Annotated in this window: 7 protein-coding genes; 1 reads left to right on the plus strand and 6 read right to left on the minus strand. The window is 63.7% G+C overall.

Annotated features, from left to right (window positions below):
• Positions 1-131 precede the first annotated feature (131 nt).
• On the minus strand, positions 132-461 hold the full coding sequence (locus tag ACPFMA_RS18830; protein WP_081263095.1) for a hypothetical protein: 330 nt from the start codon (positions 459-461) through the stop codon (positions 132-134).
• A gap of 268 nt (positions 462-729) precedes the next feature.
• Here ACPFMA_RS18830 and ACPFMA_RS18835 point away from each other — a divergent pair, with 268 nt between their 5' ends.
• Positions 730-1,008, plus strand: coding sequence for a LuxR C-terminal-related transcriptional regulator (locus ACPFMA_RS18835; protein WP_420056997.1), 279 nt, complete (start codon positions 730-732; stop codon positions 1,006-1,008).
• A gap of 46 nt (positions 1,009-1,054) precedes the next feature.
• Here the strand turns inward: ACPFMA_RS18835 and ACPFMA_RS18840 are convergent, their stop codons facing one another.
• The 5 genes from ACPFMA_RS18840 to ACPFMA_RS18860 form a co-directional block, all read right to left on the minus strand.
• Complete coding sequence (locus tag ACPFMA_RS18840) at positions 1,055-2,524, minus strand: hypothetical protein (RefSeq protein ID WP_425928452.1); 1,470 nt, start codon at positions 2,522-2,524, stop codon at positions 1,055-1,057.
• A 160-nt stretch (positions 2,525-2,684) separates the two neighbouring features.
• Complete coding sequence (locus tag ACPFMA_RS18845) at positions 2,685-4,877, minus strand: autotransporter outer membrane beta-barrel domain-containing protein (protein WP_425928453.1); 2,193 nt, start codon at positions 4,875-4,877, stop codon at positions 2,685-2,687.
• Positions 4,878-5,071: 194 nt separating this feature from the next.
• The gene (locus tag ACPFMA_RS18850; protein WP_425928454.1) at positions 5,072-7,093 is read right to left on the minus strand and encodes a hypothetical protein; all 2,022 of its coding nucleotides are present in this window, start codon (positions 7,091-7,093) and stop codon (positions 5,072-5,074) included.
• A 225-nt stretch (positions 7,094-7,318) separates the two neighbouring features.
• Positions 7,319-7,924: an RHS repeat-associated core domain-containing protein gene (locus ACPFMA_RS18855; protein ID WP_425928455.1), complete on the minus strand. Its 606-nt coding sequence runs from the start codon at positions 7,922-7,924 to the stop codon at positions 7,319-7,321.
• Complete coding sequence (locus tag ACPFMA_RS18860; RefSeq protein WP_425928456.1) at positions 7,924-11,871, minus strand: RHS repeat domain-containing protein; 3,948 nt, start codon at positions 11,869-11,871, stop codon at positions 7,924-7,926. The genes ACPFMA_RS18855 and ACPFMA_RS18860 overlap by 1 nt, the downstream gene beginning before the upstream one ends.
• Between the last annotated feature and the right edge of the window lie 61 nt (positions 11,872-11,932).

Raw genomic sequence — 11,932 nt, forward strand, 5'->3', positions numbered from 1 at the left:
AAAAACTGACAGTGATTGTCCGCAACGGATGGAGATGGAGCAATGACCGGAACAGCCATCAGGGACGGCACTCCGGTCAGGAACCCTGTGTCGCTGTTCAGGGCCTCATCGCCGGCAAGCCCCCACAGGGCTCAGAACCCTTCGAACGAGCGGTGCAGGCAGGCCTGGATATAGGCCACCTGGTACTCGTAGGCCTCACGCACCTGATGGCGCTCCTGTTCGCAGAGCTGGGCCCGCTGCATGGCCAGGCACGACACCTGGAGCATCTTCGCCATCTGCTCGCAGGCCAGCTGGAACTGCTGCAACTGCTCGGACTCGCGGCGATTGCCGTAGCGCCGCACCAGCGCGTCGAAGCGGGCATCGGCGGCATCGTGCAACACCTGGAACTCGGCGAAGTCCAGTTGATGGTTGAAGTTGCATTCATCCAGTACCTGGCGCAGGTCCGCTGAACAGGCTCGCATTCCATTACTTCCGATCATGGGGTTTCCTCCCAGGGCATGCTGCTCGTACACCTCCACGCTAGCAATTCGGGGTGAGTGCAACAACTGACAAAAATATCAGGTCGGCGCATCGAAAGCGGGGGCGTGCCCACCGCACAAAATCTTCACAACTGATATTTTTGTCAGGTTTCAACATGAAGAATCGGCGATATAAGTGTGTCCGTACCGTCCCGGTCGAATCGATTTTCGAAGGAATCACACTGCACTTCCAACGTCAGGAGCTCACTTCATGTACGCATCCCAATCCCTTGGCAGCGCCCCGTCCCTTGCTCCGGTCCAGCGCGCGCCCACCCTGTCGGAAGACCCCATCAGGCTGACCCTGCGCGAAACCGTGGTCCTGCAATGGAGCGCCGAAGGCAAGACGTCCTGGGAGATCGCCCACATCCTGCAATGCAGCGAGTCGGCAGTGAATTTCCATTTCTGCAACATCCGCCGCAAGTTCGGCGTGACCTCGCGCAGCGCGGCGATGCTCAAGGCCCTCGACCAGGGCCTGATCAAGTTGCGTTGAATCCGTCGCCCAGGCCGGCCGCAAGCAGTCGGCCACGGGCGCGGCATCAGGGGATGAGCGTCAGCCTGAGGCTCGGAAAGTTCGGCGCGGCCTCGTACGGCCAGGTCTCACCAAGGTCGAAGCTGACGTAGACTTTCACGCTGAGCACTTCCCCGATCTTCAGCGATTCGAGGAACGCCTTGGTGATGACCACATCACCTTCGGCACCGATGCCGCTGACCAGCTCCGCCTCGGTGACCCGATGGTCGTACAGGGCCCGGTGCACCAGGGTTTCGCCTGCGGGGTTAACGCCACTGACCAGAATCCTGACCATCTGATCGGTGGTCATCAGCTTCCAGAACGCAAGGGTCAGGCGCGCCCCCGAGGCCGGCACCCCCGCCAGGCTGAGCCCATTGCTGGTCTGGCCCTCGCACTGCACGGTAGGAAATCCGGACGAGACCTTGCTGACGCGGACACGGCGCGGCGTCGATGGCAGCACCTCGCCAGGCCCTCTTACCTCGTAATACAAGGTCACCGTCTTGCCGATCGATGCAATCACGCTTTCCTTTGGAATACGGCAGAGCCGCGGATCACCGTCCTTGTCCAGCAGGCCCTCGAAGTCCGCCACACTGCCGGGGTCATCCCAAAGCACCCAGACCTCCTCGTCAGGATGAATGAGCACCTGCGCGTCGAGCACGGCCTGTATGCCGCTGCGCCCTTTCTCGGGATCGAGCACCAGTTCCTCGCCGACGCCATCGGCCTCCACTACATCCAGCCACAGCAGTTCCCGCGGTATCGGCGTGGCACTGACCGTCAAGGGCACCTGCCGGGAGGAAACACTGGGATTGCCGGCGCGGTCCGTGACGTCGTAATGCACATAACGCCGGCCATCGCCCTGCTCGCGAATCAGGTTGCCGTCGAAGACCAGCTCCAGCGGCTTGCCGGTATCTTCGGAAGTAAGCGTGCGCGAGCCCGCCTGATGATAGGCGAAGGGCTCATCGTCCCAGTACCAGGTCAGCGTATCGCCGGGACGTACCTCGCGGTACTCCGGAACCTGCGCCACCACCCGGTCGTTGCAGGCCTCCAGGTACTGCCAGGTCAGGCCGCCGTCGATGACCTCGGTCGGAAAGACCAGGGCGCCCTGCTCACCGCCCAGGATCGGCGGTGAGGTATCGATGGTGATGATGAGCGGCTGCGATCCCTGGGGCGAGCCATTGTAGAGCACCACCTTGTACTCCATGCGTTGCTGCCCTTCGGTGAGAAACTCCGTCGCCACCGTCAGGTGCAGATCTTCCGGAAGGATCGGCGTGGTCCAGAATCGCGTGGCTACGGTCTTTTCATTCCAGAACAGCTCCAGGCTCTCGGGATGGTCCGGCGAGGGGACGCTGTGCAGCCATTCCGGGATCTCGACCGCCAGCGGCACCTGCAAGTCGTCGATATGCAGCAGGTTGGGCTGGCCACCGTCGATATCGTCGAGCAGGGCGTCGACGATGGGTGGCGGGAGCAGTACCAGGGCTTCTTGCAACGGGGTCGACATCGGCAGCTCTCCTCAAGAAAGCGGATCGGTACCCGAAGGCTCGGGTGTCGCACTCCATTTAACGGCAAGAAGGGGATGGGGCATAACTGACAGAAGTATCAGGTATCCGCGGCAGGCCAGGGTATTCAAGGAGCGAGCCTGGCGGCTCGCTCCCGCAGCATTACCAGCTATAGCGCAGGCCGACGTTGGCCCCCCATGGCTGCTCGATCTGCTCGCCGTTGCTGTAGTCCAGGTCGACATGCATCTGCAGGCTCCGCGCCAGCGACACCGAGACCCCGGCCCCCAGCTCGCCACGCGATCCCGAGAGGTCATTGTTGAAGCGGTTGTCGTTGACCCGCACAGCGTTGTCGCTGGCGAACTCATGGGCATAGGCGACCCGTACATAGGGCTGGATCACCCGGCCCTCGCCCAGTTCGACATTACGCCCGAAGGTGCTGCCGACCTTGCCCAGCAACGAATGGGCGGTATCGCCATCGGCGCGCATGCCGTTGTCGAGGTTATAGCGCTTGCCCTGGATGGTCACGCCGGACCACTGGGTGTAGGGCTCGGCGAACCAGCCATCGCCCAGGGCAATATGCCGGCCGAATTCCAGCGAGGTACCCAGCGCATGGTTGTCGTAGTCGCCCTTGGTCCGGGTTCCGTCGCTGAGATTGACCGTGGCGTCGTTCTGCAGGCGGTTGAACTTGAGCACGGCGTCGAAGTAGTAGCCGCTTTGCGGGTCCAGCCAGGTGGTGTACGCGCCCAGGTAGTAGCTGTCGACCTGACCGCTGGAACCACGGGCCAGGTTCAGGTCCGAGTCGCTGTAGCCGGCCAGCACGCCCGCCAGCCAGTGCCCGTCACCGATCGGCAGTGGCGCATCGGCACCGAGGGAAACGCCCTGCTGGGTCTGCTTGTACGCGGTGCCCGACGAGGCGGAAACGTTGTACTTGTTGCCGTAGCTGCGCATCCAGGCACCGCCCTTGCCGCCATTCAGGCGCAGTTCACCCATGCGGCTGCGCAGGCTCGACAGTTCGCCGTACCACACGGTGGGCGCGGCATTGAACAGGCCGAGCACCACCTGGGTCCCGGGGCTGATTTTTCTCGTCGAAGCGTCCAGGTACCAGTTGTCACCGTCGCGGATCAGGTCGTAGGAAAATGTGCCAAGGTCCACCTCGCCGTTGAGCAGGGAGAAGCTGGCATCGCCACCGGCCGTTTGCACTACATGGATCTGCCCGTCGGTCAACGGGTCGGCACCGCTGCTGCCGACCAGCAATTTGTGATCGCCGTGGGCTTCGCCGGTCACTTCGAGAAAATCGGTCTGCCCGGTGGAGAAGTCGGTATCCATGATGAAGGTGCCGTTGCCGGAGAGGTTCTCCACGGTCAGGCGGTGGAAGGCGTCGGCCTCGCCGAACCGCACCGCGCCCCCGTCCATGACCAGGTCACCCACTTCGTCGTCCTCGACCATGTTCCACTGGCCCTGGCTGGCCAGGGTCAGGCTGGCGACGTTTTCCAGGGCGCCGGTCAGGGTGGCATGGTTCTGCAGGGTCAGGTTGGCCGTGGCGCCGTCCTCGGCCACCACATTGCCCACCAGGTGGCTGTTGTCTACGGTCATGTTGCCGGTCGAGCCGCTGGCGACCATCAATACATTGCCGTCGCCGCCTGTCAGGGTCGAACCGTTGGCCACCACGATATCGGCGCTGACGCCCTGGCCTGCTCCCGTTCCGACCTGGATCGCCGCACCGGTGCTACCCTCGACATGGGTGCCATCCAGGTTCACCGTGCCGCTGTCGGGAAGAGCGCTGTCCAGACGGATACGGATACCGTGGGTGCCGCCGATGATCGAGCTGTTGCGGGCCGTGACCGAGCCGCCGAACATCTGGATGCCCTGGCTGGTGGCATTGGTGCCAGTCACCTGGGTGTTTTCCAGGAACAGGTCGCTGTTGGCGGAAATCTGCACGCCGCTGCGGGCACCGGTGATGGTGCTGTCACGCACATTGGCGGTGGAGCCGTTGCTGCCCTGGCGTCCCAGGGACAAGCCTTCGGTTTCGCTGGTGATGGTGCTTCCCGAGATATCCGCCGAACCGCTGCCGAGGAACACGCCGACATTGATGCCGGTGGCGGTCACGGTGCTGCCGTTGAGGGTCAGCCTGCCGCCATCCTGGGTCAGGATGTGCTGGGTCTGCGCGCCATTGGCGGTGAGATGGGAGCCGCCGGTTACCAGGTAATTGTCGGAAGGCGTCGTTGCATCGATGGTTTCGTCGCCGATGATCGTCCTGGCCATTGCATACTCGCTGCCGAGCACCAGCGGCGCGAGGGCGGCGAATTTCAGAATGCGAACCAGGGGACGCAGTTTGAACGAAGGAGTCTTGGGCATCATGGGAAGCTCTCGCAGGCTATGAAACGACGCGGTCAAACCAAGCTGGCGGGCAACCGGGTTCACTTCGCAAAGGCCGGCGAGACTACAGACGACAACCCAAATTTTATGTAGGAAAATTCCACAAAATATAGCAGAGATTACGACAAGCCCCGCGCCCGCCGAATGCCCCGGGCGCGAGGTAACCCGGCCTGCTAGGGCACGCGTTTGCGCTCAGGCATAGGGCAGTAGCCCGAGGGCACGTGCATGGAAACGGTCGCCACGACTTCCAGGGATGTCACCGGTACACCATTCAACTGGAAGGAGTACTTGGTGTAGGCCCGCCCGTCGATCTTGCCCCCGTCCGGGTTATAGGTCGGCAGGATGTGCTTGTCGTAGGGGTGCACGCGAATGACGAAGCCGGTGGCCGGATGCTCGGTACCGATGATGTAGTCCTCGGTGAAGATTGCTTCCTCGATGATCTCGCCGGTGTCGGCGAAACGGCTGTCCCAGGGTGTCCAGGTCACGGTCACGCTATCACCGTCCTTGAGCCATTTGCTCAGGTCGGGAATCCTGACCCGCACCGCCGGCTCGTCCGGATGGGGGTTGGCGAAGTCCTCGAACAGCGACTCGCAGAGCAGCCAGCCCCTGTCGCCGCTGAGCCCCAGGTACTCCGGTGCTTCCGGAGTCAGGACGAAGGCGTCGACCTTCACGTGGTAGGTGGCCGAATGCTGCTTGTTGTTTCCGCCTGGCGCGCTGATGCGGTAATGCACCGGCACCGCGGGACCATTGCCGACGTCCTGGATGATCTCCCAGGGAATCTCCACGCCGATCTCGTGGCCTGGCTCTTCGAAGCCTTGCAGCACGTAGGTGTAGGCGAGGCGATCGCCCCAGTAGAACTCGATGATCTCGTCCTTCGCCGCCGGTGCGTAGAGGATGATGTTCTGCTTGGCCGGCTGGCCGTTGTCCTCGGGCGTCAGTTCGTTGAACTGCTCGGAGACCTTGCCATAGGTATCGAGCTGGCCCAGGGCCGGGTTGACCGGGTCGGGCCAGGTCAGGTCCGGGTCGGGCCGCGGCGGACCGATATGGGAGAAGTCGACGTTGATCTTGATCTCCGGCGCATCGAACGGCACGGTGCCGCGCAGGATCCTGTAGCTGACACTGGTTTCCAGCTCGCCCACGGCGGTGCCGTACTCGGCCTTGAGGATGGCCGACGGTACCCGCACCGGCACTGGGAACTCCGGGACCGAGCCCAGCTCCTCCGCAGTCACCAGGCTGTTGCCCCACTTCACCTCGATGCGGTCTTTCGGCTTCCAGCCGACGTAGCCGGGAATGTTCACCACCACACCAATCCCGGCATCGGCCATGTCGATCAGGTTGTCGCCCTCGGCCAAGGGTACCGTCGGCGGCTCGAGGTCGGCCGGCAGGGTGCCCAGGGCAACGGCCACCGGCTGGTAGACGGCCAGGCGGCTGCGGTTCAGCGCCTTGTCGATCAGCATATAGGTTATGTAGCAGCCACCGTCACCCACCTCGCGGATCAGATCCGTCCTGACCTTGAACGTCATCGGCTCGCCCGTCACATCGAAACGCCCGCCGATCGCTACATCCATCGGGTCGTCGGGAATGGGGTAAGTCGCCCACCAGTAGATCAGTTCATCACCTGGCTGGCGGTCGCCGTACTCCGGAAGGGTGGCGGTGATGCCATCGGGGTTGTCGATCAGGGTCTGCTCGCTGATGAAGCCCTCGGGCATGATCAGCTTCGGCGGCTCGTGCGGGCGCCAGGGCTCGTAGGCGTCGACCAGCACAGTGAGCGCCGGCGACGTCTCCGAGGTGGTGTTGTAGTGGATGATCCGATAGGTGATATCCCAGGCGCCATGCGTCTGCATGACCTCGGGCGGCACGTGCAGGGTCAGCGGAAAGTGCGCGAGGAACGGCGGCGCCAGTTCGATCTCGTCGACCGTTTCGTAGTGGGTGGTGCCAGCGGGTGCCCACTGGATGAACACTCGCTCACGGTCATCCGGATCGGCAGGGTCAGGCAGGGTCCAGGCCTGCATGGTAACGGCCAGTGGCACCTGCCGGGCACTGCTGAACAGGGTGTTGTCGTTGGCGTCGGCGATCACCCCGGCGGCCAGCGTCACCGGCGGCAGGTCCGCCGTTTCGTTACGCCGGTCGATTTGTGCCTTGCGGTAGTCCCTGCGCGCCTGCTCCGCGATTCGTTGCTGTTCTGACTGTGACATTGTGGTCACCCCTCTCCATGTGTCCAGCCATTCGCTGACACGGCGGATGCCGCTCCGGAACGAACAGCCGTGGGGCCATTTAATACCCCCGGATGGATTGGCGTAACTGACAGAATTAACAGGTGCGCCCGGCGCGCAGGGCAGAAAAAGGCCGCCCCGAAGGGCGGCCACGAAGTGAGGGTGTGGAGGTCAAGCCAGGCAGGCTCACGGGCTTGAATGTTGATATCAGGACTTCCGATGCCCAACGGGATCACGAATCTCATCGACACGTGGTCGCCCCGGCAGCGGTCTACCGTACTTATCGGTCAGCCCTTGCGTGTAGCTTTCCAGCCCCGACGACTTCGGCGACTGCTTATAGACATTCTCGAGAAGTGCTTCATGCCTCTCCCGGCTCTGATACAACTCGCTCGCCTCCTTCATCGACTGCAGTTCCTTGGCCTTCTGCTTGGCCGAAGTGTTGCTGCTGATACTCTGCTTGAGACTGCCGCTCTTGGCCTGGCCACCGGCCACCGGCGTGTCCGGAGCGTCGACGGGAGCCGGCGTATGTTTGCTGTTCCCCTTCGCCCTGTAGGCCGAGTACCCCAATCCCAAGGCCATCACGCCGGAAAATACAGCCACGATGATCCAGTCGGCCTGGGCACGCCCCTTCGCGGTGGCGGCCTTGATACTGGCATAGGCCGTGAAGACGCCCGCGAGCAGAGAACCGCCCAGGTACCAGACGTTGTGCCCCGTCGGATCACTCGCATTCACCGGATCGCCCTTGCAATAGGCATAGGCATTCGGGCCTCCGCGGCCAAACGGGCTCCATTCGTCAGGGCTGCAGAACTTCATCAGGACAGGTCGGTAGAACCGGTAGCCTTTCCCAGCAGTTGCCCACCCGCCTCCTCGTCCAGTTCGCCATTGAAGGCCAGGCGGGCCTGCACCCGGGTGCTGCGATGGCCGTGGGCGGTATAGGCCATGTCGGTGATGCCCTCGCCGGCCACGTGCTCGCTGAGCACGCTGTTCTTCTGGTCGCAGCCCAGCAGCAGGCTGATGTCGCCTGCCTGGTGCTCCGCCAGCAGGTTGCCTGCGCCGCGCATGAAGGTACTGCCCTGCTCGCCCTGGAGCAGGTTGGCCAGCTCCTCCTCGCGGTAGAAGCGCTGCTCGGCGCCCTGGGCGCCGGACAGGCTGGCCAGGCGGTCGAGTGGATCGTAGCGGTAGCTACCGGACAACGCGCCATTGCCATCGCCAACCCCGAGCAGGCGCCCGAGGGCGTCGTAGTTCAACTGCCGGGCCTGTTCGTCGCGCACCAGGTTGCCGTCCTCGTCGTACTCCAGATCGATACGCGGCGGATACGGTTCATCGCTGTTGATCACATGGGTCAGTTGGGTCGGATCGGCGGGGTTGTCATAGTGGTAGTCGGCACGGTTCTGACCGCCGGGGAACACCGTCATTACCCGGGTGATGTTGTCCATCCCGTCGAAGCGGAACAACTGCGCCTGCACCGCCTGGCCGTAGGCGTCCAGGGGCGGCGAGCCATCGCACTGGTAGTCGGTCAGGCGATTGCGCTCGTCGTATCCGTAGCGCTCCTCGCGCACCAGCGTCTCCCCCTCGTGGTGGATGCGCTTGGTCAGGCGATCCACCGCGTTCCACTCCTGGGTCAGCTGCTGGGTCAGGTCGCCGAAGTCGAAGCAGCGCGAGGTCTCCCGGGAGAAGTCGTCGTAGCCGATCTGCACATGCAGCTGCTCGCCGTTATCGTTGGTCTTGATCCACTCCAGTCGTCCCAGGCCGTCATAGTGGAAGGTCGAGGTGGTGGACCCCAGCACGGTACACGTCAGGCGGCCGGCCGTATCGTACTCGTAGGTCTGGGTCTGCCCGAATACATCGGTATAGCTCAGCAAGCGCCCGCGCAGGCTGTACGCGTAGTGCATGGCGTACTCCTGGCCATCCTCGCTGCGCGTCTCGCTTTTCAGCTCGCCAGTGCTGAAGTATTCGCGCACCAGCGACTGGCCCTGCTCCGTGCAACTGAGCAGGCGGGCGTTCTTCTTGTCGTACACATAGTCGGCCGCCACCTCCGGCGACAGTTCGCGACGCATTGGCTCATCGCCCAGTTGCGGCAGGTACTCGTAGGCGATCACCGCGCCGGCCGGGGTGGTCACCGTGGCCGGTTGCATGCGCCCCGGCTGGTAGGTGAACAGGCGTTCGCGGCCGCCGGTCACCGAGCGGGTCATCCGCGACAGGCCGTCGAAGTCCTGCTGGCCGAGCTCGACCTCATCGACACTGATGTGGGTCGGCAGGTCTTCATCACTGTGGGTGACGAAGCGCCGGCGAACCACCGCCAGGCCAGGCAGGACGTTCTCGACCAGACGGTCGAAGGCGTCGTAATGGTAGAGGGTGGTCTGGTCCCGACCGTCCACCTCGCGTCGGGTCCGGCCCAGGCCGTCGTAGAAATATTCGTGCAGGCTGATCCGCACCGGCTCGGCCTCGGTATCGAAGCGCTCGACCCGGGCCGGCTTGCCGAACAGGTTGACGCGGGTCACGGTCTGCCCGCTGACCTGCTCGCCGTCGATGCTTTCCCGCCAGGCCCGGCTGATCGGCCCGATCCACTCGGTACTGCCGATGGGGTCGTGCTCCTCGAACACCACCACCTTGTCCGGCCCTGTGTCGCTGCGCTGCTGCCCCCAATCGTCATAGGTAAAGTGGTGCACCAGCGGCAACTGCTCCTCCAGCAGCCAATCGAATTCGCACTCCTCGACCTTCTGCCCCAGGCCGTCGAAACGCGCGGTATAGGTGGTGCGCCAGGCAATGTCGGCACCGTCGGCGCCATCGACGTCCTGACGCTCCTCCAGTATCGGGCGGTTGAGGCCATCGACCGTGGTCCGGGTCTGCACGTTCTTGACATCGGTCATCACCTGGATCGCCCGCTGGCCGTCCAGCCGGGCCAGGGTGTAGGCATAGTGGCGGGTGGCTTCGTAGTCGCTATCCGGGGCCACGGTTTCGGACGTGACCCGGCGCAGGGTGTCATAGCTGTAGCGGATCACCACATCGTCATCGTCGTGGGTCTGCACCGGCTCGCCGATCAGCAAGGCATGCTGGAGCACCAGGGTCTTGCTGGTCTTATCGAAGCCGGTGAGGGTCTCGGTGGTCTGCAGCACACCCTCCGTGGCCAGCACCTGGTAGTGATAGTCGGTGAAGGTCGGCTGGCCATTGTAGGTTTCACTGTCGCTGGCGATGCGTCCGTGCAGGCTGGCATCGTCCGGCTTGTCGAAGTGTTCGTGGCGGGTTTCCTTGAGCACGGTCGCGCCCTCGCTCAGGGTTTCGCTCTCCAGCGCCAGCCAGGCGTTCTTCTGCACCGAGGCCAGGGGTTCGAGGCGAACGTAGCGGTATTGGGTGCGCAGCACCGGCGCATCGCAGGCGCCATCCGGCGCCGGAGTGACCACCTGCTCCTTGAGATGACGGACGAAGCCATCCGGATCCTCGGGGCAACCGTCCTCCCCTGCCGCCTTGTACCAGGTGCTGCTGGTGCTTACGCCATCGGGCCGGACCTCGAGGGTCGGGTTGCCATCGAGGTCGAATTCGCTGATCTGGGTCTCGGTGCGGTGGCGGTTCGGCTCGCCGTCGATCGACCAGCGGGTTTGCACCGAGCGTGGCAACTGGAAGTTCGCCGGCTGGTTGTCGAAGTCGGTGTCCAGGGCGTGGTAGGTGGTGCTAACGGTTTTCACGCAGCGCCCCTGGCGGGTTTCTTCCTCGGTCATCAGGTGGAACCGGTTGAAGGTGTACTTCACCGTGCGCACCACCTTGCCATCGAGCACGTGGCTGGCGACCGAGCCGTAGTCGTAGGTGTAGTCGACCTTGTACAACTGGTCGAGACCATCGTCCTGCCAGTTGATCGAGGAGCCGTTGCCGATGAAGTTCTCGGTGGTATAGGCGTAGGTGGTTTCCTGCGCCGTCAGGTCCGGCCCGGGCACTATGGTGTGGCGGGTCACCCGCGGCAGGTTGGGCCGTCCGGTGCTGCCCGGATAGGCATGGCCACCATCGAGGTATTCGAGGGTTTCGCTGCCGCCCAGCGGCGTGCCGACCGTCTTGACACAACTGATACCGCGAACCGTCTCGTAGGTCAGGCGCCAGCACGCCAGTTCCGGCACCGGCAGCACGATCTCGGTGACCCGGCCACCACTCAGCTTCATCACGAAGCGCGACAGCGGCTTGTCATCGAAAGGCGGCAACAGCAGCTTGACCTCCGCGCTGTCACGCACAAGGCGCAGCAACTCGCCGCTGGCGTCCGCGATGCTGGCCAGGCGATAGGTCGTCTCGAACACGGCGTAGCTCAGTTTGACCGCATGTCCGCTCGGCGCCAGGATCTCGCTAGGCAGGGCGATGCGCCGCGAGCCGCTGCCAAGCTCCTTGAGCACTTCCACCAGGCCGCTCTTGTGCACGATGCGCCAGACGCCGTTGCCCTCGTCGAAGAAGCGGAAGGTATCGAGCTTCTTCTCCTTGATCGACGGCTCCTTGCCATCGCCGGTGACCTTGTAGCTTTCCCCGGTATGCAGCGACAACATGTTGTTGACCGGGTTGAACTCGCTCAGGCGCAGGTTCCAGCCCAGGCCATAGCCGCTGTCGAGCAGGTTGAGCGGATTGAAGTCGAGCTTGATGGGCACGTTCGGGCCGATCAGGGCATTGGCCTTGAGCTCGGGCAGGTCGATGGACAGGGTGTACTGCCCGGTCCGCGGGTCGACGCTGTTGTTCATGAAACTCATGAAATTGAAGGCGTTGGAATGCACGGCGGAAGAAGTGGTCATGGTCTTTGGTCCCCAACGGAGAGAGATCAGGTAGCGCGGGCCCCGGTCGCTGGCCGGCGCC

Origin of the sequence: Pseudomonas sp. NyZ201 (assembly GCF_049860765.1) — a bacterium.
GTDB lineage: Bacteria > Pseudomonadota > Gammaproteobacteria > Pseudomonadales > Pseudomonadaceae > Aquipseudomonas > Aquipseudomonas bharatica.

What these genes read in the sequence shown, in the direction of transcription:
- ACPFMA_RS18850 (WP_425928454.1), bottom strand. Translation starts at nt 7,093, where the DNA reads ATGTCACAGTCAGAACAGCAACGAATCGCGGAGCAGGCGCGCAGGGAC.
- ACPFMA_RS18835 (WP_420056997.1), top strand. Translation starts at nt 730, where the DNA reads ATGTACGCATCCCAATCCCTTGGCAGCGCCCCGTCCCTTGCTCCGGTC.
- ACPFMA_RS18830 (WP_081263095.1), bottom strand. Translation starts at nt 461, where the DNA reads ATGCGAGCCTGTTCAGCGGACCTGCGCCAGGTACTGGATGAATGCAAC.
- ACPFMA_RS18845 (WP_425928453.1), bottom strand. Translation starts at nt 4,877, where the DNA reads ATGCCCAAGACTCCTTCGTTCAAACTGCGTCCCCTGGTTCGCATTCTG.
- ACPFMA_RS18860 (WP_425928456.1), bottom strand. Translation starts at nt 11,871, where the DNA reads ATGACCACTTCTTCCGCCGTGCATTCCAACGCCTTCAATTTCATGAGT.
- ACPFMA_RS18855 (WP_425928455.1), bottom strand. Translation starts at nt 7,924, where the DNA reads ATGAAGTTCTGCAGCCCTGACGAATGGAGCCCGTTTGGCCGCGGAGGC.
- ACPFMA_RS18840 (WP_425928452.1), bottom strand. Translation starts at nt 2,524, where the DNA reads ATGTCGACCCCGTTGCAAGAAGCCCTGGTACTGCTCCCGCCACCCATC.